Source organism: Microbispora sp. NPDC088329 (genome assembly GCF_040685655.1).
In the GTDB taxonomy this organism is placed as follows: Bacteria; Actinomycetota; Actinomycetes; order Streptosporangiales; family Streptosporangiaceae; genus Microbispora.
Genome location: NZ_JBFBIP010000001.1, coordinates 92,483 through 116,117 on the forward strand (window position 1 = coordinate 92,483; position 23,635 = coordinate 116,117).

A 23,635-nucleotide genomic window follows, 5' to 3' on the forward strand; every position below is an offset into this window, starting at 1 on the left:
CCTCGTCCACTCGTGCAGGTCGCCGCGGATGCTCACGAGTACGACCTCCTCCGGTCCGGCGCGGGGACCTCGGCGCCGCGGTATTCCACCGGAATGCCGCCGAGCGGGTAGTCCTTGCGCTGCGGGTGCCCCTCCCAGTCGTCCGGCATCTCGATCCGGGTCAGCGCCGGGTGGCCGTCGAAGACGATTCCGAAGAAGTCGTACGTCTCGCGCTCATGCCAGTCGTGCGTGGGGTAGACCTGAACCGTGGAGGGGATGTGCGGGTCGGCGTCGGGGCAGGAGACCTCCACCCGGACGCGCCGGTTGTGCGTGATGGAGCACAGGTGGTAGACGGCGTGCAGCTCCGCGCCGGTCTCCTCGGGGTAGTGGACGCCCGAGACGCCGAGCGACAGCTCGAACCGCAGCGCGGCGTCGTCGCGCAGGTGCTTCATCACCTCGGGCAGCCGCTCGCGCCGCACGTGGAAGGTGATCTCGCCGCGGTCGACGACCACGCGCTCGACGGCGTCGGCGAAGGCCGGCTCCAGCGCGTCGGCCACCTCGTCGAAGTACGACCCGTACGGCCGGCTGCTGGACAGCTTGGGCGGGCGGCGGACGACCAGGCGGTTGTAGCCGGAGGTGTCGCCGCTGTCCTTGACGCCGAACATGCCCTTGCGGGCGACGGGCTCCTCGGGCAGCCCGGGCAGGTTCTCGGTGGTCACTTCCCGGCTCCCTGGTCGATCAGCGGCAACGTGCGCAGTGCCTGGAGCTCCAGCTCCTCGATCTGCCTCTCGCGGTGCGCGCCGAACTTCATGTTCTGGATCTTGTCGTGCAGCTTCACGATGGCGTCGATCAGCATCTCCGGGCGCGGCGGGCAGCCGGGCAGGTAGATGTCGACCGGCACCACGTGGTCCACGCCCTGAACGATGGCGTAGTTGTTGAACATGCCGCCACTTGACGCGCAGACGCCCATCGCGATGACCCACTTGGGCTCGGCCATCTGGTCGTAGATCTGGCGGAGGACGGGCGCCATCTTCTGCGACAGCCGGCCGGCCACGATCATCAGGTCGGCCTGGCGCGGAGACGCGGAGGCGCGCTCCATGCCGAACCGGGCCAGGTCGTGGTTCGGGCCGCCGGTGGCCATCAGCTCGATGGCGCAGCAGGCGAGACCGAAGGTCGCGGGCCAGACGGAGTTCTTCCGGGCCCAGCCGGCCACCTGCTCGACGGTGGTGAGGACGAACCCGCTCGGGAGTTTCTCTTCAAGACCCATGGCTAATCCCAATCGAGGCCGCGGCGACGCCACACGTAGGCGTACGCCACGAGAACGGTGACGATGAACAGCACCATCTCGACGAGCCCGAACACGCCGAGTCTGTCGAAGGCCACCGCCCACGGATAGAGGAAGATGATCTCGATGTCGAACACGATGAACAGCATCGCGGTGATCATGTACTTCAGCGGGAAGCGGCCGCCGCCGACCGGCTGCGGAGTCGGCTCGATGCCGCACTCGTAGGCGTCCAGCTTCGCGCGGTTCCAGCGCTTCGGCCCGGTGAAGGGCGCGATGCTCACGGAGAACACGGCGAATCCCGCCGCGAGGACCGCGAGCACCACGATCGGCACATACAGCTCCATGGCTACATGTCCTCGCTTACTCGGTGAATTTGGGCGATCACGAGAATGCCGGAGAACGCGGCCGGCCGGGCGGCCACCTGCGGGGCCGGCGGCGACACGCGCGTCGTCTCGGTCATGCGGGCTTCGGTCATGCGGGTTTCGATCATGATGGCGGAGCCACCTTGGACAAGGCGTTGATTATGCGGTCGGAGACGTCGCCCCGCCGGTCTGTGAGATTAGCGAGCAGCTTGAAGGCGAATCTCATCAGGGTGGGATGGGGCATCCCGTGCCGGGTGGCGAAGCTCATCACTCCCGGTCTTCCGATCGCCTCCACGAACAGGCGACCGAGGGTGAAGTATCCGCCATGGGCGTCTTTGAGCATACGAGGATACGCGAGTAATACACGCTCACGCTGGGCGGGCGTCGGCCGGGCCAGCGCCTGCGCGATCACCTCGGCCGCGACCCTGCCGGTTTCCATGGCGTACGCGATGCCCTCGCCGTTGAACGGATTGATCGACCCGCCGGCGTCGCCCACGAGAACCAGCCCGCGGGTGTAGTGCGGCTGCCTGTTGAAGCCCATCGGCAGCGCGGCGCCCCGGATCGGGCCCGTCATGTTCTCTTCGGTGAAGCCCCACTCCTGCGGCGTGTTCTTCATCCAGCGCCGCAGCAGGTCCCGGTAGTCGATGTTCTTGAAGGCCTCGCTGGTGTTCAGCAGGCCGAGGCCGACGTTCGCGGTGCCGTCGCCCATGGGGAAGATCCAGCCGTAGCCGGGCAGCAGCCGGTCGCCGTCCCAGAGTTCGAGCCACGTCTCCAGGTAGTCGTCGTCGTGGCGGGGGCTCGTGTAGTAGGTGCGCACCGCCACGCCCATCGGGCGGTCCTCGCGCTTGTGCAGGCCCAGCGCCAGCGACAGCCGGGTCGAGTTGCCGTCGGCCGCCACCACGAGCCGCGAGCGGTAGGACACCTCCTCGCCGTCCGCCTTGGCGGTCACGCCCACGACGTGGCCGCTGCGCTCGTCGAGCACCGGCCCTGTAACGTTCACGCCCTCGCGCAGCCGGACGCCCGCGCTCTCGGCGTGCCTGGCGAGGATCTGGTCGAAGTCGGCCCGGGTGCGCACCAGCCCGAAGCTCGGGTAGCTCGTCAGCTCCGGCCAGTCGAGCTCCAGGCTCATGCCGCCCCCGTAGGCGCGCAAGCCCTTGTTCCTGACCCAGCCGGGGGCGTCGATGTCGACGCCCATCGCGACGAGTTCCTTGACGGCGCGTGGGGTCAGCCCGTCGCCGCAGACCTTCTCCCGCGGGAAGCGCGCCTTCTCCAGCAGCAGCACGTCGAGGCCGGAACGGGCGAGATAGAACGCGGCCGTCGAACCCGCGGGACCCGCACCGACGACGATGACGTCGGCGTCGACATCTCTCCGCGTCACGCGGGCTTGCTCGCTCACGGGGGACCTGTCCGTTCCAGGGAAGGAAGGCCTCGAATCGGTTTAGACCTTCGTGCCTTTGTGAACAACTTCACAAACTGTCGCGCCGCAGTCTAACCCCTATCCGCCGCACAGTGTCAGAGGGGTATGGCCAAGCACGTCTCATCACGCTTTGACCCCGCGATGCAGGGCCACGATGCCGAGCGTGAGGTTGCGCCAGGCCACCTTCCGCCAGCCGGCCTCCTGGATGATCCTCGCCAGCGCCTCCTGGTCCGGCCACGCCCGGATCGACTCGGCGAGGTACTCGTAGGAGTCGGGGTTCGAGCTGACCATCCGGGCCACCGGCGGCAGCAGCTTCATCAGGTACTGCGTGTAGACGAGGTCGAACGACTTGGGCGTCGGCCGGGAGAACTCGCAGATCACCAGCCGCCCGCCCGGCCGGGTCACCCGCAGCATCTCGCGCAGCGCCTCCCCGGTGTCGGCCACGTTGCGCAGGCCGAAGGAGATCGTCACCGCGTCGAACGTCTCGTCGCGGAACGGCAGCCGCAGCGCGTCGCCCGCGACGAACGTGACCCCGCGCACGCCCCCGCCGTACAGGCCGGAGCCGCCGCGCCGCTCGACTCCGGTGCGGAGCATGCCGAGCGAGAAGTCACACGCGATCGCCCGCGCCCCGAGCGCGGTGAACGCGTCGGTCGAGGTGCCGGTGCCCGCGGCGAGGTCGAGGACCAGCTCGCCGGGCCCGGCGTCGATCGCCTCCGCGGTGGCCTTCCGCCACAGGCGGTCCTGACCGAGCGAGAGGACGTCGTTGACCAGGTCGTAGCGCCGGGCCGTGCGATCGAACATCGCGGCGACCTCGTGCGGCTGCTTGTCCAGCGATGCGCGCGTCATGCAGGCAAGCCTAGGCCGCGGCGGACGCGCCTCCTCATCACCGTCGCCGGATGAGCGGAACGTAGTTCTCCGATTACGCTGCGTCTGCTAGAAATTGGGGAATGCGCGTCACCACCGCCCTGCTCCCGGTCGCATCGCTCGTCACATGCGCCGCAGTCATCCCCGCCGCACCGGCGTCCGCCGGCCTCGGCCAGCCCCGCGTGGTGTCGGAGAATCCGGTGAACACCACACCGCATGTGCTGGACGGCATCGTCACCGCGTTCGCGCTGGTCGGCCGCACCGTCGTCGTGGGCGGCGACTTCAGCGCGGTGCGCGAGGCCCGGGGCGGGGAGGACCTGCCGCGGGCGAACGTCTTCGCCTTCGACCTCTACACCGGGCGCGTCCTGCGCGACTTCGCGCCGGACCTCGACGGGCCGGTGGCCGCGCTCGCGGCCGGCTCCGGCGGCACGGTCTACGTGGGCGGGGCGTTCGCCGCCCCCTCCCGGGGCCTGGTCCGGCTCCGGGTGTCCGACGGCGCTCCCGTCGACGGTTTCTCCGCCCCCGTCTACGGCGGGGAGGTCACCAGCCTGGTGCGGCTGGGCGGCGCGCTCTACGTCGGCGGCGACTTCAGCAGGATCGGGCGCAGCCCGCGGACCGCGCTGGCCCGGGTGGACGCCGAGACCGGCGCTGTGGACCCCGGGTTCACCGTCACGCCGGGCGACGGTCGCCACGGCGATCCCCGGATCTACGCGATGGCCGCCGTCCGCGACCGCTTAGTCGTGGACGGCTCGTTCACCACGCTCGACGGCCTGCGCCGCCCGCAGCTCGGGGTGATCGACCTGACGACCGGGAGAGTGGCCGACTGGGGTACCGAGGCGTACGCCCCGGCGTGCAAGCCGAACTTCCCGTCGTACGTGCGGGGGCTCGACCTGTCTCCGGACGGGCGCTACTTCGTGGTCGTCACGACGGGCGGGCCGGCGCGCGGCACCTCGAAGCTGTGCGACTCCGCCGCCAGGTTCGAGACGTACGCGAAGGGCGAGGCGGTCCGTCCGACCTGGGTGAACCTGACCGGAGGGGACTCCCTGTACGCGGTCGCGGTCACGGGATCCGCCGTCTACGTGGGCGGACACCAGCGCTGGCTCGACAACCCGGGCGGCGCCGACACAGCCGGCCCGGGAGCGGTCCATCGGCCCGGCATCGGGGCGATCGACCCGGTCACGGGCAGGGCGCTGCGCTGGAACCCGACGCGGGAAAGGGGAATCGGGGTAAAGGCCTTCCTGACCGTAAAGACAGGTCTTTTGGTGGGAAGCGACACGACGGAGCTCGGGCATGAGTACCATGCCCGCGTCGGCATGTTCCCGGCGACCTAGTTCTTCCCCGTCTCCCGCCGTTTCCCGGCGACCCGCTCGCTCACCGCGTCGCGCTGTTTGGACAACAGCACGTAGCTGGCCAGACCACTGACCAGGACCGCGAGCAGGAGCAGTGGGAACGATCGAAGGCCGACGAGATACAGGACGCCGAGGGCGACGGCGAACAGGCCGAGGCGTGAAAGGGTGTAAACGACAACCGGATGCACAGCGTCGAGGTTACGTCACCCTCCCGGCGCGCCGGTCTCTCTTCGCATCTGCTGCGGGCACTGCTAGTGTTCACAACAAGGCGCTTTTGTAAAGAAACACCCATGAGCGCCCCAAAGAGGCTCTATCATATAACAATCGGGCACTGAGCCGGTAACATCCCGTGATCTTCTCCGAAAACCACGGATAAATCAGGCTTCGCTCGGCACACTGGTTACCTGTCCGCCCGCTGCAGGACGCGGGACGCGAGGGGGAGAGATTGTGGAGAGTAGCAGCGAGCGACTGCTGACTCCTGGAGAGGTTGCCGCTCTCTTCAGGGTCGACCCGAAGACCGTGACCCGTTGGGCCGCGGCCGGGCGTATCAGCAGCATCCGTACCCCCGGGGGGCACCGGCGCTTCCGTGAATCGGAAGTCCACGCCCTCCTTCGCGGTGAGGACGTCCTCACGGCCGAACGGCCGAACGGCGACTCCCCGCGAGTCTGACGCAGTACCAGCACCGTGTGATCCTGCGCGCTACCCGGACGCCGCAGGGTCACCGGAGTCAGCCCCATGTCATGTCTGCGTCCCGGCCTGTCCTGCTCCCTTGCCGGGGTCGTCAGTCTTGCTCCGCCTTGAAGGCCAGGAACGCCTGTTCCAGCGCGTCGTCGCCCTCACGCCAGCGGCGCCGTCGTTCGGCGTCCTCCTCCTCGGTGATCGACTCGGCCAGCCACTGTTCGTAGCCGGGCTCGCCCGGAGCGACCTCCACGTACGCGTTGCCGATGAGGCGCCCGTCATCCGTGGTGAGTGACCGAGGCACGCGCAGCGTCCCGTCGCCGAGCCGGATCACGTACATCGAATCACCTAGATTCCGTAACGCCGGTTGAAGAAGAGCATGACGTTGAGGGCCGCCCGCGTGTCGCCGCCCAGCATGTCGACCAGGGCGGGACGCTGCCGGGACGCGATCGCCGCGAACGCGTCGGCGAAGAACTCCTTGCGCCCCAGGCCGCCGGTCTGCCGGTGGAACGACGACGCGAACAGCGGCAGGCACTCCTCGTAGAGCGCCGCGAACTCGGGAGAGTCCGACACCCACTCTCCCGGACTCGCGTCCACGTCGTCCAGCGCATGGCCGACTTCGTGCATCATCACGTCGGGCGTGGGCGACGGCCGGTCCCCCACCACGATCTTGCGGTCGCCGTACGCGCCGGCGCAGATGTCCCAGGTGGCCCGTCCCGACGGCAGCGGCGCGCCACGCAGGTAACCCATGTCGTCGAGGTCGGGCACTCCGCCGCGTCCGACGTAGATGCCTTCGAGCCCGATGGCGAGCTTGGTCTTGAGCTGCTCGGGCAGCCTCGCCAGGCTGTCCACGGCCCGTACGGCGTCGGCGGAGGGCGGCCCTTCCGCGGCGTCCCACTCGCGGTGCAGGACGCGCTCCAGCGGTCCGCAGTGCCGTCTGCCGTCCCGCAGATCGGGCGCGTCGGGCGGGTGCGGCGAGGCCCGCGTCGGAAGGTCGTCGAGCTCGAAGTCGTGCCAGGTGTACTGCGGCCGGTCGTCCACCACGGGTGCGGTGACCGCGTGGGCGCGGTCCACGGGCCGCTCCGGCGGCCATCCGGCCCAGTCGCCGCCCCACTGCCCGTCCCAGGGGGAATTCCTCGCGGGACGGGCGATGGACTCCCACCGCGAGGGGCGCCCCTGCGGCCGTTCGGGAGGCCGGTCCCGGTCCTGGTCCCGCTCCCCCGTCCGGTCGGGGGCCCAGTCGGGGGCACGGTCGGGGGCCCGGTCGGGGGCACGGTCGACAGGTCGTTCGGGACCATCCGTACGGCGGTGGGAGGACAGATAGGGTCCTCGCTGCCACCACCGTGACCCCCGCCGGTGGCGGCCCCTGTCGCCCGGCTCCGCCATCGCCCCCCCAGTCCGTCGCACCCCTCTGTCAGGCTCCGCGTTCCGGCGCCCTTCCCGTGGGTCTTCGCCCCGTCGCGCCGCCCGGAGCGGCACTCGCCGGTCGCCCCGCCGGGGAGGTTCCTCGCACGCTCGGAATCTCCGGGGGGCCGGAGTCGTCGCCGACGCTGTCGCCGGTCACTTCTCCGCCTCGCGATGCGCCACTTCGGGCACCGCTCCGTCCGGGCGGACCCCGGCGGTCGCGGCACTCGGCATGCCGTGTACCGGTCCACCGTACGATGCCGGGCTGCCCGCGTCACCCCGAAGCCCGACCCGATCAGTCGCCGGAATGGCTTACCGTGTGGGCATGCCTAGCGTGATTATCGGCCTGGCGCTGCTTGCCCTCTGGCTCTACTGCCTGTTCGACGTGATCACGACCCCCGAGCAGGACGTGCGCAATCTCCCCAAGTTCATGTGGGTCCTCATCGTGATCCTCCTGGTCGACGTGGGCGCGCTGACCTGGCTCCTCGTGGGTCGTCCCCGCCACCGGCACGCCGTGTACGCGGCGGGGAACGGCCAGTGGTACCAGAGCGGCGACGTGCCTCGCGGACCCGACGACGACCCCGAGTTCCTGCGCAGCCTGGACCGTCGCCTGCGCGACGAGGACTGAACCCCCCGTAACCGCGCGCACCCCCCGCGCGCCCGACCCGCACCGAACCCCGCGCGGACTCCCCACCGAACCCCCCGCGCAGAACCCCGCGCGAACCCTCCCGCCCGAACCCCCCGCGCAGAACCCCGCGCGAACCCTCCCGCCCGAACCCCTCGCGGGCTCCCGCCCGGAGCCCTCGCCGAGCCCTCACCGTGGACCGCCCGTCGGCCGGGCACGTCTTTACTTGGGCACGTCTTACTTGGGCACGTCGGCGTAGGAGTGCAGTCCCGAGAAGAAGATGTTGACGCCGACCAGGTTGAACAGCAGGCAGCCGAAGGCGACCAGCGAAATGATCATCGCGGCCTTGCCTCGCCACCCGGCCGTCGCCCGGGCGTGGAGATAGGCGGCATAGACGACCCACGTGACGAACGCCCACACCTCCTTCGGGTCCCAGCCCCAGTAGCGGCCCCACGCCCGGTCCGCCCACAGAGCGCCGGCGATGACGGCGAAGGTCCAGATCGGGAAGGAGATGACGATCGCCCGGTGCGCGACGCGCTCCAGGCCCTCCCTGCTCGGCAGCACCGACGGGCGCCCGTCCTTGCGGATCAGGTAGAGGATCGCGCAGACGCCGGCCAGGATGAACAGCCCGCTGGCCACGATCGCCGCCGTGACGTGGATCGCGATCCAGTACGAGTGCAGCGCGGGCATCACCGGGCCCGCCTGGACGTGCAGGAACAGCACGGCGAAGCCCAGCCCGAGCGCCGCGGTCACGGTCACGAACGCGCCGAGGAAGCGGATCGGCTGACGGATGAGCAGCGCGAGGAACGCGGTGACGGCGGCGAAGCAGATCGCCACCACGAACTCGTACATGTTGGCCCACGGCCACCGGTCGACGGCGATGCCCCGGGTGAGGATGCCGCCGAGGTTGCCGGCCCATCCGATCCAGGTGAGGACCACGCCGACGGTCCCCGCCCGGACCGCCCACGCGGCCGGCTGCGGGCCCGAGTCCGGCGTCGCGTCGGTCACGTCACCGGCGGGCGCGTCACCGGGCACCGCCGGGCCGCCCGCGCCGACGAGCTCCCGCCGGCGTGCGGCCACGACCGTGCGAGCCCTGCCGAACGCGAGATCCAGCGCGTAGCAGATCATCGCGGCGAGATACAGCAGGACGGTGATCAGGATGAGCTGGTCACTCAGTGTGGCGAGACTGTCGTTGACGGCTTGGCTTACCGGGGCGGGCATCACTCACTCCTCGTCCGGGCGGCCGCCCGGGGCAGCGTTTCCGGTGGGCGGGTCGCCGGTGGGTGGGCCACCGCGCAGGGCGGTGACGATCTGGGCGAACTCCTCGGCGAAGGCCGCGCCGCCGCCTTCTGTGCGGGTCAATCCTCCCACTGTGACCGTCCCGTCCTTCACCCGCACCCAGACGCGGCGGCGGCGGATCGTGAGAGACAGCACGAGCCCGATCACCGCTGCGGCCGCCGCCAGCAGGGCGGGTTCCCGGCCCGGGTCGTAGGTGATCTGGAGGCTGATCCACTCCTTCACACCGGTGAACTGGATCTTCCCGGCGCCGTCGGCGAGCTCCTTGGTCTCACCCAGGTTGAGCGGGGTCGGCTGGGCCGACATCGTGCCGAGCGGCTTCAGGTTCGTGGTGTCGAGCTGGTACACCGACTGCGGCTGCCCCGACTTCAGGCCGAGGTCACCGCCGAACGGGAAGACCTGCACGGTCGGGTTCGCGGCGCCGGGAAAGACCGACACCCAGGCGTTCCCGGCCGGCACGGTCGTGGGCAGGAAGCGCGCCAGGAACCCGAGCTGGGTCGGCTGGGCGTCCGGCACCTTGATCACACACTCGGACGTGTACGTGGCCTGGTCGTCGGCCAGGCACGGCACCGGGCCGTCGTAGGCCACCTGGCCCTTGCCGTCGGTCACCCGGAACGTGGGGGCGTAGCCGTGCCCGATCAGGTAGGTCAGCGTGCCGTTCACGTCCAGCGGGTCGTTGACCTTGAGGTCCACCTCGCGCGGGGTTGCCGTCGGCGAGTCCTGGACGGCCAGCTTGGCGAGATAGTCGAGCGGCTGGCCCTGCTTGTCCCCCGCTGCGACATAGCTGGCCTGGAAGTCCTTCAGCGTGAAGGAGAACGGCTCCAGCGACTCGGCGGTGACCCGGTTGCCCGGCATGAAGCGGTCGTAGGCCGCCACGGCGTTGGAGAAGCCGTCGCCCTCCACCACCAGCACGTTGCCGCGGTAGCCGTACAGGCCTCCGGCGCCGACGGCGAACAGCAGCACGAGCAGCGCGACGTGGAACAGCAGGTTGCCGGTCTCGCGGAGGTAGCCCTTCTCCGCCGCCACCCAGCCGTCGCCGACGGCGACGCGAAACCGCCTGCGCCTGAGCGCGGCGGCGGCCTGCTCCAGGGTGAGGCGGCCCTCGAACGTCTCGCCGTGCGGCAGGCGCAGGAGGTTGCGCGGCGCGGCGGGCGGGCGGCGCCGCATCTCCTTGATGTGGACCAGCGCGCGCGGGAACACGCACCCGGCCAGCGAGACGAACAGCAGCAGGTAGATCGCGGCGAACCAGGGCGAACTGAAGACGTCGAACAGCCAGAACCGGTCGAGCCACTTCGCCTGGGCCGGGTTGTCCTTGAAATACTGCGCGACCCTGGCGGGATCGACGCCTCGCTGCGGATAGACGGATCCGGGGACCGAGCCGAGCGCGAACAGGAACAGCAGGATCAGGGCCGTCCGCATCGAGGTGAGCGTGCGCCAGAACCAGCGCAGCCAGCCGACCGGGCCCAGCCCGACGGGCTTCGTCCGCTCCTTTTCCTGGAGCGCCGACTCCTCCTGTACGGCGGACGCGAGGTCGTCGGGGGCGCTCATCAGATCACCGGCCTGAAGCCGCCGACCCACACCTGCAGGTGGGCGATGATCTCCGACCACTGCCCGGTCACGAGCAGCACGCCGACCGCCACGAGCATCGCGCCGCCGACCTTGGTGATCAGCGGGGTGTGGCGGCGCACCGCCTTGAAGGTGTGCAGCGCCTTACGGTAGGCGAGACCCGCCAGCACGAACGGCAGCCCGAGGCCCAGCGCGTACGCGAAGGCGAGGGCGGCGCCGCGCAGCGCGCTGCCCTGGTCGACCGAGAGCGTCATCACCACCGCCAGCGTGGGGCCGATGCACGGCGTCCAGCCGAGGCCGAAGACGATCCCCAGCAGCGGCGCCGTCGCCATCCCGGCGGCCGGGAGCCGATGGATCCGCACATCACGCTGGAGGCCGGGGATCACGCCCACGAAGGCCAGCCCGAGGACGATCGTGACCACCCCGAGGACCCTGGTGATCACGTCGGCGTTGCCGTGCAGCGCCGCGCCGAGGCTGCCGAACAGCGCGCCCCCCAGCACGAACACGACGGCGAACCCGAGCACGAAAAGCGCGCTGCCGAGCACCATCCGGCCCCGCTTCGGGTCGCCGCTCATGCCCGTGACGTACGACAGGTAGCCGGGGACCAGCGGCAGCACGCACGGCGAGACGAACGACACGAGCCCGGCGACCGCGGCGATCGGCGCGGCCAGCAGCAGCGACCCGGTCGCGACGGTGCTGCCGAGGTCACTCATCGGTCACCTTCGTGACGGCCGAGAGCAGGTCGTTGTACTTGACCGCGCCGAGCGCGCGGGCGGCGATGCGGCCCTGGGCGTCGATGATCAGTGTGGAGGGGATCGCGGCGGGCGGCACCGTGCCCTGGAACTGCAGCAGCACCTTGCCGCTCTGGTCGTAGATGCTGGGATAGCCGGGCTCGACCGAGCGGTCGTACGCCTGCGCGGACGCCTTGAGGTCCTTGAAGTTGACCCCGAGGAACTCCACGCCCTTGGACTTGGTCGTCGCCGCGATGTCCTTGAGCACCGGAGCCTCGGCCCGGCAGGGCGCGCACCAGGAGGCCCAGAAGTTCAACACGTGGACCTTCCCCGCGGTCAGCGTGGCGGTGCCGCCGTCGAGGGTCTGCCCCTCGACCACGGGCGCCTTGTGGCGCTGGGCGGCGTCGAAGAACTCGACGCGGCCGTCCCCAGGGACGAAGCGCGTGTCGCCGGAGCGGGGCTGGGCCGCCTGGCCGCCCGCGCAGCCCGCGAGGACCGTCGCGGCCGCGGCCGCGACGGCGAGCGCGGTCAGACGCTTGACGGTCAGACGCTTGGCAGTCACGTGCTTGACGGTCACGCGCTCGGCGGACATGCGCTCGGACACGGGAGGAGGATCTCCTTGTACTACAACCGGTAGAGCTGTAAGCCTACCGAGCGATGCGGGTGCCCCGTTCGCCGGGTCACGCACCGGGGACGGAGCGCGGGCCGGGCGTCTCCTCGTCCTCCGAACTCGCCTGCAGTGCCTCGGGAAGCGCCTCGTCGGCCTTGTCGAACAGCGCGGCCTCCCCCTGCGGCGACGCGCCGACGACCCTGAGCAGCGCTCCGGCGGGCTCGCTGTAGCCGACGCTGATGAGCCGGTCACCCTCGAAGGTCAGGCTGGTGAGGCTGGCGAGCGCGCACTGACGGCGGCGCGGGTCGTGCCACAGCCGCCTGCCCTCGGCGGCCAGCCGGATGATCCAGATGGGCAGCTGATGGCTGACCAGCAGCGCCTCGTGGCCGCGCGCGGCCGTCCGGGCGTCGTCCACGACCGCCTTCATGCGCGCCACCACCTGCGTGTACGGCTCGCCCCATGACGGACGGAACGGATTCCTGAAGTGGCGGTAGGAGCGGGGGTCGCGGAAGACGTTGTCGCTGCCGGTCATCCGCAGACCCTCGAAGACGTTGCCCGCCTCGGTCAGCCGCTCGTCGGTCGCCACCTCCAGGCTCAGGGCGCGGGCGGACGGCGCCGCGGTCTCCTGGGCGCGCTCCATGGGAGAGCTCCACAGGACGACGATGTCCCTGCCCTCGACGGCCTTGGCGACCACCTCGGCCATCCGGCGGCCGGTCTCGGACAGGTGGTAGCCCGGCAGCCTGCCGTACAGGACCCCACGGGGATTGTGAACCTCTCCGTGCCGGAGCAGGTGAACGATGGTCATCTCTGTCATGACCTGGACAGCCTACCCGCCGGGCGGCTTGGAGCACGCAGGACGCAACACGTCATTGGCAAGGCCCTACACGTCGTCGGCGGAGCTCTACGCGTCGGAGGCAGGACGCAGCGCGTCACAAGCAGAGCGCAGCGCGTCGACGGCGGCGCGGATCGCGGGCCGGCGTGCGGCGTCGGTCCGCCAGACCGCGTAGATCCGCCGCACCGGCGGCGGCTGGACGGCCAGGACGGCGACGCCCTCGGGCAGCGGTCCCCGGCCCAGCCGGGGGATGAGCGCGCATCCGTGGCCCTCGGCGACCAGCGCGAGCTGGGTGGGGTACTCGTCGGCCATGCAGACGATCCGCGGTTCCCGCTCCTCCGAACGCAGCAGGAACACCAGGAAGTCGTGACACACCGTGCCGGGGGTCGAGCTGATCCAGCTGTCGCCCGCGAGGTCGCTCAGCCGCACCCGGTCGGCCTTCACCAGCGGATGGCCGGCCGGCACGAAGACGTCGGCCACGTCGTCGAGCAGCGTCGTGCGCGACAGGCCCTCGGGCAGCGCCATCGGCCGGTTGAGCCAGTCCTGCAGGACGGCGAGGTCGAGGTCGCCGCGCACCAGCTCGCGGGTCTGCCGCTCCGGCTCCCTTTCGTAGACCAGCAGGTCGAGATCGGGGTGCTGCCTCTTGAGCGTGGTGAGGGCGCGCGGGACGATGCCCCGGGCCGCGGTGGGGAAGGCGGCCATGCTCAGCCTGCCGACCACCTCTCCGCGCAGCGCCTCGAAGTCGGCCTCCGCCGTCTCCACGAGCGCGAGGATGCGCTCGGCGTGCTCGGCGAGCAGTCCGGCGGCGTCGGTTAGCTTCACGCCGCGCCCGTTGCGCTCGATCAGGACGGCGCCGGTCTCCCGTTCGAGCTTGGCGAGCTGCTGGGAGATCGCCGAAGGGGTGACCATCAGCGCCTCGGCCGCGGCGCCCACCGAGCCGTAGACCGCCACGGCGTGCAGAGCCTTCAACCGGTTCAGGTCCAACATGTAGCCAGCCTAAACCGTTCTAGTTAGAAAAACTCGTTTGCGCTCAACTGTTTAGCGATGCGACGATGTAGCCATGCGAATCTTCAACAAGCTCTTCACCAAGCCGACCCGTTCCGAGCAGACCTCCTATCTGGAGACCCTGGCCAGGCAGGCCAGGCAGAGCCGCGACCGGCGCCTCTCCTCCTCGCGCTGAGTTTCTCGCGTCCGTTCTCCTCCGGCTGACTGATCCATGCGTCCCCGCCATCTGCTCTCGCCGTCGCGCTCGCGTCGCCGGGACGGCGGTGGCCTTCGGCGGCCTCGGCCTGATCGCGGCCGACGTGGTGGCGAGGTCGGGGGCGATCCCCTTCGGCGCGTTCCCGCTGTGCGTCGGCGCGGCGTACGGACCCCGCGCGCGGGGCACCCCGTCCCCGCCTCACGCTGATCCACGCCCGGAAACTCTCAGGCGCCGGCCGGCGGGATGACGTGGCCACCCCCGAAGACGTTGCCGGGGTCGTAGACGGCCTTCACCTTCCGCAGACGCCCGAAGTCCTCTGGGGTGTACGCGGTGGCGGTGCGGGAGCAGTCGTGCAGGAAGTTCAGGAAGGAACCCCCCGTGGCATGCGGGCGCAGCGCGGCGGCCAGCGCGGGCGCCTCGTCGTCCACGATGACCGAAAGTGACGTGTTCCGGTGGCCGGCGGGGCCGGCGCCGGGCTCCGGCCGGCTCATCGCGCCACCCCAGTGCCGGACCTCCACGGCCACCGAGGGCGTGGCCGTGACCGCCTCCACCACCTCGTCGGGCAGGCCGGTGAACAGATGGACCTGCCCGGGGGCCGTGCCGCCCATCGAGGCCGCGGCGTACGGCATCGTGCGGAAGTCCTCGGCCAGGACCCGCCCGGCCGCCCGCCACAGGGGGCGCAGCAGGGACCGGGCGCGGTCCGCGGCCCCCGCGTACACGGCCTTGATCATCACGACCCGCCTCCCGCGAAGGGACGCGGGGACCCAGGCCTCTTCGGGCGCCGGGGTGAGCACGATCGCCGTGCTCAGCTCGTCGGGGATGTGCCCGATCCAGTCGCGGTAGCGGGCCAGCACCTCACCGGCCGTCTCGGCGGGGAAGCAGGCGCTGCCGGCGTAGACCTCGCGCACGGGGTGGAGGCGGAACTCCAGCTGGGTCACCACGCCGAAGTTCCCGCCGCCGCCCCGCAGGGCCCAGAACAGATCGGGCTCGTTGTCCGCGCTCGCCGTCACCAGCCGGCCGTCGGCGGTGACCACTCTCGCGCGCAGCAGACTGTCCGCGGCGAAGCCGTACCGGCGCGACAGCCAGCCCAGGCCGCCGCCGAGCGTGTAGCCGGTGACGCCCACGTCGCGCGACGATCCCGACAGCGGCGCGAGCCCGAACGGAGCGGCGGCGTCGAGCACCCGGCCCCAGCGGGCGCCGCACCCGGTCCTCGCGGTTCCGCGCCGTGCGTCGACGGCGACGCCCGTCAGGCTCGAGGTCCTGAGCAACAGAGCACCGTCGCAGGGGACGTGCGTGCCGTGTCCGGTGCCCTGCACGACCAGCGGCAGGCCGCTCTCGTGAGCCGCGATCACAGCCGCTTGCACGTCCTCGGCCCCGGCGGCCTCCACGACCAGTGCGGGGCGTGGGTCGAACGCGTAGAGCGGCCGGCGGGCCCGGTCGTATCCATCCTGTCCCGGCAGGTGCACGTCCCCGGCGAAACGGTCGCCCAGCAGGCGCGCGGCGAGGGACGCGGCCGGGAGCGCCCGAGCGAGCATGGTCATGGCGGCGGTCCTTCCGATCGGTCCTCAGGGAGATCGGTTCAACCATATAGTCAATAATCGTGACAGTAAAGATTCGTGACTATATTTGCCCGCGAATCGCCCGGCGATGTCCGCTCCCCATCCCGGACTGATTCGGAGACAATGAAAGAAGGTCACGAGGATGAGTGGAATGACTACCGTGTGTGATGGAGAAGACAGTAAGGTGCACGACGTGAGCAGCGCACTCGAGTACTGGCCCGCACCGCCGCCCTGGGGCTGGACCGCGGACGACCTCGATCATCTGCCCTACGAGGGCCCGAACGGCGAGCCCGACTTCTTCAAACACGTCGAACTGATCGATGGAGCACTCGTCTTCATGTCCCCCCAGCGACGGTTCCACCAGTGCGTCATCCGAGGCCTGACCGAGCGGCTCGTCGCCCAGGTACCGCCGCACCTCATGACGGTCGACCAGATGGACGTCAAGCTCGACCACCGGACGCGTCCGTGCCCGGATGTGGTCATCATCGACGCCGAAGCGGCTGCGGACATGAACCGCACCTATTACGAGGCGCGGGAGGTCCATCTCGTGATCGAGATCGTCTCCCCCGAGTCGGTGGAGCGCGACCGCAAGCTCAAGCCCGCGCGATACGCCGAGGCGGGCATCCCGCACTTCTGGCGCGTCGAGGAGAGCGACGGGCGTCCCGTCGTCTACGTGTACGAACGGGATCCCGCCACGGGCGCGTACACGCCGACCGGGATCCACCACGGGCACCTGGCGGTGCAGGTGCCCTTCCCCATCGAGGTGGATCTCGACCAGCTGGTGAAATGAATCAGACGCCGGCGGCCTGGGCGGCGGCCTTGGCGGCCAGGGGCAGGGCCTCGGCCACCTGGGTGAGCGCCGCGTCGTCGTGGGCGGCCGACAGGAACCACGCCTCGTACGCCGACGGCGGCAGATAGACGCCCTGGTCGAGCATGCTGTGGAAGAAGGCGCGGTACGCGTCGGTGTTCTGGGTCCGCGCCGACTCGAAGTCCGTGACCGGGGTGTCGGTGAAGAAGATCGAGAAAAGGTTCCCCGCCCGCTGGAGGCGGTGCGGGACCCCGGCGGCGGCCAGCGCGTCGGAGGCGGCCCTGCCGATGACCAGTGCGGACGCGTCGATCCTGTCGTACACGTCGTCGTCGCAGGCGCGCAGCGTGGCCAGCCCGGCCGCGCAGGCGAGCGGGTTGCCCGACAGCGTGCCCGCCTGGTAGACGGGCCCCTCGGGAGCGAGGGCGGCCATGACCTCCGCCCGGCCGCCGAACGCGGCGGCGGGCAGCCCGCCGCCCATGACCTTGCCGAACGTCATGAGGTCGGCCTCGACGGGGTCGACGCCGTACCAGCCGGCCGCGGACACGCGGAAGCCGGTCAGCACCTCGTCGATGATCAGCAGCGCGCCGTGCTCGGTGCACAGCTCGCGCAGGCGCCGGTTGAAACCGTCGGCGGGCGGCACGACGCCCATGTTCGCCGGGCACGCCTCGGTGATCACGCAGGCGATCTCGAACGTGCGGAACGCCTCCTCGACCGCCTCGACCGAGTTGTACGGCAGGACGATCGTGTCGGCGGCGGAGGCGCCGGTGACGCCGGGGGTGTCGGGCAGGCCGAAGGTGACGACCCCGGACCCTGCCGAGGCCAGCAGCGCGTCCACGTGCCCGTGGTAGCAGCCGGCGAACTTCACGACCTTGGCACGCCCGGTGAAGCCGCGGGCCAGCCGTACGGCGGACATGGTGGCCTCGGTGCCGGAGCTGACCAGGCGGACCTTCTCGAGGGGGGCCACCCGGGAGACGATCTCCTCGGCGAGCAGGACCTCGCCCTCGGTCGCGGTGCCGAACGAGAAGCCGCGCGCGACGGCCTCCTCCAGGGCCTCCACGACGGCCGGGTGGCGGTGGCCGAGGATCATCGGGCCCCAGGAGCAGACCAGGTCGACGTAGCGGTTGCCGTCCACGTCGGTGATGTAGGGGCCCTCGCCGGAGGCCATGAAGCGGGGCGTGCCGCCCACGGCGCCGAAGGCGCGCACCGGCGAGTTGACGCCGCCGGGAACGATCCGGCGGGCGCGGTCGAACAGGTCCTCGGAGGTCTGCGTGCGAGTCACGCCCTCCAGATTACGGGCCCACCGGTTCGGGGCCCGTACCGGGAACCGGGACACGGCCTACTCGCAGTAGTCGGCGAGCAGGTCGAGCACACGCAGCGGGTCGGGCAGCGGACGCCCGTCGGGGGGCCTGATCCAGCTCACGACCCCGCCCGAAGGCGTGGTGGACGGCGGCGCGAGCACATAGCTGTCCCGGCAGTGCCAGCGCAGGCCCGGCGTGCTGTCGATCGTCTCGGGTCCCGCGTCCAGGCTGCAGGACCACCACTCGTCCTCGTCCTCGGGCGCCCCACGCGTGGCCACGAAAAAAAGCACCCGGTCGCCGTTCTCGGCGACCGGGCCCGTGTCGAAGCCTGCGGCGTCCATGGCGGCCAGGGCGGGACGGCCCGCCGAGGCCGGTACGTCGAACACGTCGAACACCCTGCCGGTGGGCAGGATCACGTTGGCGTCCTGGTCCTGTTTCCACCAACGCGTGAGCAGCGCGGTGTCCGTCGTGGCCTGCATCTGCCACGCGGGCGACAGCGGGTGCATCCCGGGGTCGGGACAGCCGACCCGGTCGCAGGAGCACGCCCTGCCCCCCTCGCTCAACGGGTGGGCGCCCATGCAGCTCGCCCAGCCCAGCTGCGCGTACTCGAGCACCGACGTCATCTTCCGCGGCGCGTGATGCCCACGTCGTTTCGCACGTCTGGCCAGCGGTACCCCCACCATGGCGTTCCTCCCCACAAGCGTCCTCAGTCGTGTCCGGCTGAACACGCCCTACTGCGCGCGGCCCCGGGCGGCGCCTCGCCTCGCCGTCGCCCGGCCCACGCTCGTCACTCCGGGCACTCCTCGCCGCCGCCCTCCTGCGATACGCAAGATGCTCGCGGTACGTACCCGATAATGCCGTCTGCCCGATTTCGCCGCGGCAGGACCCCCCTGATGAGGTGTCAGGATAGTCCGCGGGCGACCTCGGTGGCCCAGTAAGTGAGGATCATGTCGGCTCCGGCGCGGCGGATCGCGATCAGCGACTCCATGATCACCCGCTCCCGGTCGATCCAGCCGTTGGCCGCCGCCGCCTCGACCATCGCGTACTCGCCGCTGACCTGGTAGGCCGCGACCGGCACGTCGACGGTGTCGCGCACCTGCCGCAGGATGTCCAGGTATGCCAGCGCGGGCTTGACCATGACGGCGTCCGCGCCCTCGGCCAGGTCGAGGCGCACCTCGCGCAGCGCCTCGCCGATCGGGCCGGCCGGGTCCTGCTGGTAGGCGCTGCGGTCGCCGAACTGCGGCGCGCACTCCGCGGCGTCGCGGAACGGCCCGTAGAACCCGGAGGCGTACTTGGCGGCGTAGGCCAGGATCGGGACCTCGGCGAAGCCGCCTGCGTCGAGGGCCGCCCGGATGGCGCCCACCTGGCCGTCCATCATGCCGCTCGGCGCGATCATCCTGGAGCCGGCCGCCGCCTGCGCGACCGCCGCCGACGCGTACCGCTCCAGCGTCGCGTCGTTGTCCACCTCGCCGTCGGCCGTCAGCAGGCCGCAGTGGCCGTGGTCGGTGTACTCGTCGAGGCAGGTGTCGGTCATCAGCACCAGCGCGTCGCCCAGGTCGGAGGCGAGGTCGCGCAGCGCCACCTGGACGATGCCGTCCGGGTCGTCGGCGCCCGAACCGCGGGCGTCCTTGTGCGCGGGGATCCCGAACAGGATGATCCCGCCCACGCCGGCCTCGGCCGCCTCGTGGGCCGCCTTGCGCAGCGACTCACGGGTGTGCTGGACGACCCCGGGCATGGAGCCCACCGGCTGCGGCTCGGCGATGCCCTCCTTGACGAACATCGGCAGGATGAGCTCGGCCGGGTGCAGCCGCGTCCCCGCGACCATGCGGCGCATCGCGGCGGTGCGGCGCAGCCTCCGGGGCCGCGCCACCGGGTATTGGGCGTTCACGATGGTCTCCTTTGATCGCGTCGGCCCGCCGGGTGTCCGTCCCCGGCGGGCCGTACGCGAGTCGGTTCATTTCACACGTCGCCGCGCGCCCCTGCGCATCTGGGACGGACGACGGGGCACCTCGCCCGCCGAGACCGCGGCGTGCCGCATCTTGGCACCATAGTCGGCCAGCGCGGCGGCGAGGGCCGATGCGGACGGCTTGTCGGCCATCACGTCGACCCGCAGGCCGAACTCCTCGGCCGTCTTGGCCGTCTGCGGCCCGATCACCGCGATCACCGTGACGTTGTGCGGCTTTCCTGCGATGCCGACGAGGTTCCGCACGGTCGAGGACGAGGTGAACAGCACCGCGTCGAAACCGCCGCCCTTGATCGCCTCGCGGATCGGGGCGGGCGGCGGCGCGGCGCGCACGGTGCGGTAGGCCGTGACGTCGTCGCACTCCCAGCCGAGCTGGGTCAGCCCCGCCACCAGGGTTTCCGTGGCGATGTCCGCACGCGGCAGCAGCACCCGGTTGATCGGGTCCAGCATCGAGTCGTACGGCGGCCACTCGGCCAGCAGGCCCTCGGACGACTGCTCGCCCGTCGGCATGAGGTCGGGCTTCACGCCGAACTCCACCAGCGCCCGCGAGGTGGCCTCGCCCACGGCGGCGACCTTGAGCCCGGCGAACGCGCGGGCGTCCAGGCCGTATTCCTCGAACTTCTCGCGCACCGCCTTGACCGCGTTGGCGCTGGTGAAGGCGACCCACTCGTAGCGGCCGGTCACCAGGCCCTTGATGGCGCGGTCCATCTGCTGCGGCGTCCGCGGCGGCTCGACGGAGATCGTCGGCACCTCCTCGGGCACCGCGCCGTACGAGCGCAACTGCTCCGACAGGCCCTTGGACTGCTCCTTCGTACGCGGCACGAGGACCCGCCAGCCGAACAGCGACTTGGTCTCGAACCAGGACAGGCGGTCGCGCATGCCGACCGCGTCGCCCACCACGATCAGCGCGGGCTCGGTCATCCCGGCGTGCTTGAGGTCGGGGCCGAGCCGTCCGAGCGTGGAGACCACCGTGTACTGCTCGGTGGTCGTGCCGTCGCTGGTCACCGCCACCGGCGTCGAGTCGGGCTTGCCGCCCGCGATCAGCGCCTTGCCGATCGGGACCGCGTCCGCGACGCCGTTGTAGATCACCAGCGTGCCCTCGCACGCGGCGTGCTTCGCCCAGTCGTCCGTCTGCGCCGCGTCCACGATCCGGAACTCCGGCGCCGACGCCGCCGGCGGGATGCCGGCGTAGGTCAGCACGGCCGTGGCCGGCGGCACGCCGGGCACGATCTCGAAGTCCACGTCCGCCTTGGCGCAGGCGGCCACCTCGTCGGTGACGGAGGAGAAGAAGGACGGGTCGCCCGAGCACAGGCGCACGACCGTACGGCCCGCCTTGGCCTCCTGGATGGTCTTCAGCGACACCGAGTTCTCCGCCGCGTCCGCGGAGATGTCGACGACCTCGACGTCCTCACGGCAGTGGCGCAGCAGCGCGCCGTACGCCTGCCGGTCGAGCACGACGACGTCCGCCCTGCCCAGCAGGTCGGCGCCGCGCAACGTGAGCAGGTTCTCGTCACCGGGGCCGGCGCCGATGAAGGCGACGAACCCGGACCGGGTCTGAGTGCTGTGATTCGCGGGGCTCAATGGGCCTGCTCCCCCATCAACGTGTCGGCCCCCTCGGCGATCATGGCTGCCGCGAGTTCGCGGCCCATGATCACTGCCGTCGTAGAGGGTCCGGAGGTGGACTTGCGCACCGACCGTGCGCCGTCGACGTCGACGACGGTGGCGGTCAGATTGAGAATGTGCCCGTCACCGGAGGCGAAAGCACCTACCGGGGCCGCGCAACCGGCCTCGAGGGCGGCGAGCACCGAGCGCTCGGCGTCCACCGCGGCCCGCGTGAGCGGATCGTCGACGGCGCGGAGCAGCTCGATGAGATCGTCACGGTCGGCCAGGCACTCGACGGCGAGGGCGCCCTGCCCGGGAGCGGGCAGCATCTCGTCGACCTCGAACACCTGGGCGATCTCCCCGTCCCGGCGGATCCTGGCCAGCCCTGCGGCGGCCAGCACGATGGCGTCGAGCTCGCCCGACGTCACCTTGCCGATGCGGGTGTCCGCGTTTCCCCTGATGGGGACGTAGTCGAGATCCGGCCGGAGCAGGCGCAGCTGGGCCACCCGGCGCGGCGAGCCGGTGCCGACGCGGGCCCCGGCGGGCAGGTCGTGCAGTTTGGTCGGACCGACGAGCGCGTCGCGCGGGTCGTCCCGCCGAGTGATCGCGGCCATCGCGATCCGCTCGTCCGGCTTGGTCGGCAGGTCCTTCAGCGAGTGGACCGCGAAGTCGACCTCGCCGGCGAGCAGCCGGCCCCGCAGGTCGTTCACGAACACGCCGGTGCCGCCGAGCTGGGTCAGGTGGGCACGGGACACGTCGCCGAACGTGGTGACGCCGACGAGCTCCACCTCCCGGCCGGTCAGGGCGGTCAGCCGGTCGGCGACGATCTGCGACTGCGTGGTCGCCATCAGGCTCTTACGAGTGCCGAGCCGCAGTGGGGCGGTCACTGTTCCACCTCCAGGCTCGAAACGGCTTCGGGCGCCTTCGGGTCGAGGCCGAACAGCTCGCGCAGCGCCTCCGCGTACTGGTCGCCGCCCGGCGAGGCGGCCAGCCGCTTGACCCGTACGGTCGGTTCGTGGAGCAGCTTGTCCACGACCCTCCGCACAGTCTGGGTGAACTCGTCGCGCACCCGCATGTCGATGTCGGGCAGGCGGGACAGCAACCGGCCCATCTCCGCCTCGACCACCCCGGCGGCCTTGCTGCGCAGGGCCACGACCGTGGGGGTGACGAGCGCGGCGCGCGCGGCGTCGAGATAGGCGGCGACCTCCTCGGTCACGATCCGCCTGACCTCGCAGATCGCCTCGGCCCTGCCGCCGTCGGAGACGTCGTCGCCGACGCCGTCCTGCTGCATCGACTTCAGGTCGACCAGCGTCACGCCGGGCAGGTCCCGTACGCCGGGGTCCACGTCGTGGGGCAGCGCGAGGTCGAGGAGGAACAGCGGCCGATCCCGGTCCCCGACCATCTCGGGGATGATCGTGCGGGTCCCGGCGCCGACGCAGGAGATGACCAGGTCGGCCTCCGCCAGCTCGGCGGGGACGTCGGCCAGGTTCGCCGCCCGCCCGCCGACCGTCTCGGCGAGCCGTTCCGCGCGCTCGCGGGTGCGGTTGGCGATGACGATGTCGGTCACGCCGGCGCGGGACAGCGTCGCGGCGGACAGCGAGCTCATCGAACCGGCGCCCACGACCAGGGCGCGCCTGCCGCTGATCGGGCCGAGCACCCGCTCGGCGAGCGTCAGCCCCACCCCGACCAGCGACGCGCCGGCCCGGTCGATGCCCGTGTCGGCGTGCGCGCGCTTGCCCACGCGCAACGCGTGCTGGGCCAGCTCGTTGAGCGTGGTCCCGGCCGTGCCCTCCTCCTGCGCCAGGCGCAGCGCGGCACGGATCTGGCCGAGGATCTGCCCCTCGCCGATCACCATGGAGTCGAGCCCGCAGGCGACGGTGAACATGTGTTGCACCGCCCGGTCCTCGTAGTGCACGTAGAGATGCCGCGCGAGCAGATCCTGTGGCAGGCCCGAGTGCGCGGCGAGCGTGTTCGTCACCGCGGTGACGCCGCCGTGGAACCGGTCGACGACGGCGTAGACCTCGACGCGGTTGCACGTCGAGACGACCAGCGCCTCGGACACGTTCTCGTCCGCCTGCACGTCGTGCAGGAGCTTGACGAGCGCGTCCCCGCTGACGGTGACGCGTTCGAGCAGCGCTACCGGCGTGGTCCGGTGGCTGAGGCCGACGACGAGGACACTCATGAGCTCGCTCCGATCGATGGCTCA

Annotated in this window: 25 protein-coding genes and 1 pseudogene; 4 read left to right on the top strand and 22 right to left on the bottom strand. The window is 71.2% G+C overall.

The features are described 5' to 3' along the window. Positions 1-32: 32 nt before the first annotated feature. From AB0O28_RS00500 to AB0O28_RS00525, 6 genes are all read right to left on the bottom strand, one after another. Positions 33-698, bottom strand: coding sequence for an NADH-quinone oxidoreductase subunit C (locus tag AB0O28_RS00500; RefSeq protein WP_363634701.1), 666 nt, complete (start codon positions 696-698; stop codon positions 33-35). Next, positions 695-1,246, bottom strand: a complete 552-nt coding sequence (locus AB0O28_RS00505) for an NADH-quinone oxidoreductase subunit B family protein (protein ID WP_363634703.1) — start codon at positions 1,244-1,246, stop codon at positions 695-697. The genes AB0O28_RS00500 and AB0O28_RS00505 overlap by 4 nt, the downstream gene beginning before the upstream one ends. 2 nt (positions 1,247-1,248) lie before the next feature. Then, the gene (locus AB0O28_RS00510; RefSeq protein WP_142567576.1) at positions 1,249-1,608 is read right to left on the bottom strand and encodes an NADH-quinone oxidoreductase subunit A; all 360 of its coding nucleotides are present in this window, start codon (positions 1,606-1,608) and stop codon (positions 1,249-1,251) included. A gap of 2 nt (positions 1,609-1,610) precedes the next feature. Next, positions 1,611-1,754 (bottom strand): hypothetical protein, encoded by a 144-nt coding sequence (locus AB0O28_RS00515; protein ID WP_363634704.1) that lies wholly within the window; start codon positions 1,752-1,754, stop codon positions 1,611-1,613. Then, positions 1,751-3,004, bottom strand: a complete 1,254-nt coding sequence (locus tag AB0O28_RS00520) for a geranylgeranyl reductase family protein (protein WP_363634705.1) — start codon at positions 3,002-3,004, stop codon at positions 1,751-1,753. The genes AB0O28_RS00515 and AB0O28_RS00520 overlap by 4 nt, the downstream gene beginning before the upstream one ends. A 162-nt stretch (positions 3,005-3,166) precedes the next feature. Continuing rightward, positions 3,167-3,889, bottom strand: coding sequence for a demethylmenaquinone methyltransferase (locus AB0O28_RS00525; protein WP_363634707.1), 723 nt, complete (start codon positions 3,887-3,889; stop codon positions 3,167-3,169). Positions 3,890-3,990: 101 nt separating this feature from the next. Between AB0O28_RS00525 and AB0O28_RS00530 the strand changes: the two genes are divergently transcribed. Beyond that, on the top strand, positions 3,991-5,238 hold the full coding sequence (locus tag AB0O28_RS00530; RefSeq protein ID WP_363634709.1) for a hypothetical protein: 1,248 nt from the start codon (positions 3,991-3,993) through the stop codon (positions 5,236-5,238). Here AB0O28_RS00530 and AB0O28_RS00535 read toward each other — a convergent pair. Beyond that, on the bottom strand, positions 5,235-5,444 hold the full coding sequence (locus tag AB0O28_RS00535) for a DUF4229 domain-containing protein (RefSeq protein ID WP_363634711.1): 210 nt from the start codon (positions 5,442-5,444) through the stop codon (positions 5,235-5,237). The two genes, AB0O28_RS00530 and AB0O28_RS00535, sit on opposite strands and share 4 nt — an antisense overlap. Positions 5,445-5,703: 259 nt before the next feature. Between AB0O28_RS00535 and AB0O28_RS00540 the strand changes: the two genes are divergently transcribed. Beyond that, positions 5,704-5,925: a BldC family transcriptional regulator gene (locus AB0O28_RS00540; protein WP_079315524.1), complete on the top strand. Its 222-nt coding sequence runs from the start codon at positions 5,704-5,706 to the stop codon at positions 5,923-5,925. Between the two features lie 112 nt (positions 5,926-6,037). On the opposite strand, the gene AB0O28_RS00545 is transcribed toward AB0O28_RS00540, so the two are convergent. Together AB0O28_RS00545 and AB0O28_RS00550 are read right to left on the bottom strand one after the other, a co-directional pair. Continuing rightward, the gene (locus AB0O28_RS00545) at positions 6,038-6,274 is read right to left on the bottom strand and encodes a hypothetical protein (RefSeq protein ID WP_363634713.1); all 237 of its coding nucleotides are present in this window, start codon (positions 6,272-6,274) and stop codon (positions 6,038-6,040) included. An 8-nt stretch (positions 6,275-6,282) separates the two neighbouring features. Next, on the bottom strand, positions 6,283-7,320 hold the full coding sequence (locus AB0O28_RS00550; RefSeq protein ID WP_363634715.1) for a hypothetical protein: 1,038 nt from the start codon (positions 7,318-7,320) through the stop codon (positions 6,283-6,285). Positions 7,321-7,663: 343 nt separating this feature from the next. On the opposite strand from AB0O28_RS00550, the gene AB0O28_RS00555 reads away from it, so the two are divergent. After that, on the top strand, positions 7,664-7,966 hold the full coding sequence (locus AB0O28_RS00555) for a PLD nuclease N-terminal domain-containing protein (RefSeq protein WP_363634717.1): 303 nt from the start codon (positions 7,664-7,666) through the stop codon (positions 7,964-7,966). Positions 7,967-8,200: 234 nt separating this feature from the next. On the opposite strand, the gene ccsB is transcribed toward AB0O28_RS00555, so the two are convergent. From ccsB to AB0O28_RS00590, 7 genes and pseudogenes are all read right to left on the bottom strand, one after another. Next, positions 8,201-9,184, bottom strand: a complete 984-nt coding sequence (gene ccsB / locus AB0O28_RS00560) for a c-type cytochrome biogenesis protein CcsB (protein ID WP_363634719.1) — start codon at positions 9,182-9,184, stop codon at positions 8,201-8,203. 3 nt (positions 9,185-9,187) lie between these two features. After that, positions 9,188-10,807: a cytochrome c biogenesis protein ResB gene (locus AB0O28_RS00565; protein WP_363634721.1), complete on the bottom strand. Its 1,620-nt coding sequence runs from the start codon at positions 10,805-10,807 to the stop codon at positions 9,188-9,190. After that, the gene (locus tag AB0O28_RS00570) at positions 10,807-11,538 is read right to left on the bottom strand and encodes a cytochrome c biogenesis protein CcdA (RefSeq protein ID WP_363634723.1); all 732 of its coding nucleotides are present in this window, start codon (positions 11,536-11,538) and stop codon (positions 10,807-10,809) included. Before AB0O28_RS00570 ends, AB0O28_RS00565 begins: the two co-directional genes overlap by 1 nt. Further along, on the bottom strand, positions 11,531-12,160 hold the full coding sequence (locus tag AB0O28_RS00575) for a TlpA disulfide reductase family protein (RefSeq protein ID WP_363634725.1): 630 nt from the start codon (positions 12,158-12,160) through the stop codon (positions 11,531-11,533). Before AB0O28_RS00575 ends, AB0O28_RS00570 begins: the two co-directional genes overlap by 8 nt. Positions 12,161-12,377: 217 nt before the next feature. After that, positions 12,378-12,980, bottom strand: a pseudogene (locus tag AB0O28_RS00580) (histidine phosphatase family protein); the annotation flags it as partial. Positions 12,981-13,067: 87 nt separating this feature from the next. Then, positions 13,068-13,985: a LysR family transcriptional regulator gene (locus tag AB0O28_RS00585; protein ID WP_363634727.1), complete on the bottom strand. Its 918-nt coding sequence runs from the start codon at positions 13,983-13,985 to the stop codon at positions 13,068-13,070. Positions 13,986-14,423: 438 nt separating this feature from the next. Further along, the gene (locus AB0O28_RS00590) at positions 14,424-15,740 is read right to left on the bottom strand and encodes an FAD-binding oxidoreductase (protein ID WP_363634729.1); all 1,317 of its coding nucleotides are present in this window, start codon (positions 15,738-15,740) and stop codon (positions 14,424-14,426) included. 211 nt (positions 15,741-15,951) lie between these two features. On the opposite strand from AB0O28_RS00590, the gene AB0O28_RS00595 reads away from it, so the two are divergent. Next, positions 15,952-16,548, top strand: a complete 597-nt coding sequence (locus AB0O28_RS00595) for a Uma2 family endonuclease (protein WP_363634731.1) — start codon at positions 15,952-15,954, stop codon at positions 16,546-16,548. Position 16,549: 1 nt separating this feature from the next. On the opposite strand, the gene hemL is transcribed toward AB0O28_RS00595, so the two are convergent. The 6 genes from hemL to AB0O28_RS00625 form a co-directional block, all read right to left on the bottom strand. Next, entirely contained in the window at positions 16,550-17,845 is a 1,296-nt protein-coding gene (gene hemL / locus AB0O28_RS00600) for a glutamate-1-semialdehyde 2,1-aminomutase (RefSeq protein ID WP_363634733.1), read from the bottom strand. 57 nt (positions 17,846-17,902) lie between these two features. After that, positions 17,903-18,547 (bottom strand): bifunctional DNA primase/polymerase, encoded by a 645-nt coding sequence (locus AB0O28_RS00605; protein ID WP_363634735.1) that lies wholly within the window; start codon positions 18,545-18,547, stop codon positions 17,903-17,905. A gap of 218 nt (positions 18,548-18,765) precedes the next feature. Continuing rightward, positions 18,766-19,752: a porphobilinogen synthase gene (gene hemB, locus AB0O28_RS00610; RefSeq protein WP_363634737.1), complete on the bottom strand. Its 987-nt coding sequence runs from the start codon at positions 19,750-19,752 to the stop codon at positions 18,766-18,768. A gap of 66 nt (positions 19,753-19,818) precedes the next feature. Further along, positions 19,819-21,408, bottom strand: coding sequence for a uroporphyrinogen-III synthase (locus tag AB0O28_RS00615; protein ID WP_363634739.1), 1,590 nt, complete (start codon positions 21,406-21,408; stop codon positions 19,819-19,821). Further along, on the bottom strand, positions 21,405-22,316 hold the full coding sequence (gene hemC / locus AB0O28_RS00620; protein WP_363634741.1) for a hydroxymethylbilane synthase: 912 nt from the start codon (positions 22,314-22,316) through the stop codon (positions 21,405-21,407). Before hemC ends, AB0O28_RS00615 begins: the two co-directional genes overlap by 4 nt. Further along, on the bottom strand, positions 22,313-23,611 hold the full coding sequence (locus AB0O28_RS00625) for a glutamyl-tRNA reductase (protein ID WP_363634743.1): 1,299 nt from the start codon (positions 23,609-23,611) through the stop codon (positions 22,313-22,315). The genes hemC and AB0O28_RS00625 overlap by 4 nt, the downstream gene beginning before the upstream one ends. Positions 23,612-23,635 lie beyond the last annotated feature (24 nt).

Bases quoted from the DNA above. Each gene is read 5' to 3' on its own strand.
- AB0O28_RS00585 (WP_363634727.1), bottom strand. From the start codon at position 13,985: ATGTTGGACCTGAACCGGTTGAAGGCTCTGCACGCCGTGGCGGTCTAC.
- AB0O28_RS00590 (WP_363634729.1), bottom strand. From the start codon at position 15,740: ATGACCATGCTCGCTCGGGCGCTCCCGGCCGCGTCCCTCGCCGCGCGC.
- AB0O28_RS00550 (WP_363634715.1), bottom strand. From the start codon at position 7,320: ATGGCGGAGCCGGGCGACAGGGGCCGCCACCGGCGGGGGTCACGGTGG.
- AB0O28_RS00555 (WP_363634717.1), top strand. From the start codon at position 7,664: ATGCCTAGCGTGATTATCGGCCTGGCGCTGCTTGCCCTCTGGCTCTAC.
- AB0O28_RS00545 (WP_363634713.1), bottom strand. From the start codon at position 6,274: ATGTACGTGATCCGGCTCGGCGACGGGACGCTGCGCGTGCCTCGGTCA.
- AB0O28_RS00570 (WP_363634723.1), bottom strand. From the start codon at position 11,538: ATGAGTGACCTCGGCAGCACCGTCGCGACCGGGTCGCTGCTGCTGGCC.
- AB0O28_RS00530 (WP_363634709.1), top strand. From the start codon at position 3,991: ATGCGCGTCACCACCGCCCTGCTCCCGGTCGCATCGCTCGTCACATGC.
- AB0O28_RS00515 (WP_363634704.1), bottom strand. From the start codon at position 1,754: ATGATCGAAACCCGCATGACCGAAGCCCGCATGACCGAGACGACGCGC.
- ccsB (WP_363634719.1), bottom strand. From the start codon at position 9,184: ATGCCCGCCCCGGTAAGCCAAGCCGTCAACGACAGTCTCGCCACACTG.
- AB0O28_RS00565 (WP_363634721.1), bottom strand. From the start codon at position 10,807: ATGAGCGCCCCCGACGACCTCGCGTCCGCCGTACAGGAGGAGTCGGCG.
- AB0O28_RS00510 (WP_142567576.1), bottom strand. From the start codon at position 1,608: ATGGAGCTGTATGTGCCGATCGTGGTGCTCGCGGTCCTCGCGGCGGGA.
- AB0O28_RS00605 (WP_363634735.1), bottom strand. From the start codon at position 18,547: ATGGTGGGGGTACCGCTGGCCAGACGTGCGAAACGACGTGGGCATCAC.
- AB0O28_RS00525 (WP_363634707.1), bottom strand. From the start codon at position 3,889: ATGACGCGCGCATCGCTGGACAAGCAGCCGCACGAGGTCGCCGCGATG.
- AB0O28_RS00505 (WP_363634703.1), bottom strand. From the start codon at position 1,246: ATGGGTCTTGAAGAGAAACTCCCGAGCGGGTTCGTCCTCACCACCGTC.
- AB0O28_RS00625 (WP_363634743.1), bottom strand. From the start codon at position 23,611: ATGAGTGTCCTCGTCGTCGGCCTCAGCCACCGGACCACGCCGGTAGCG.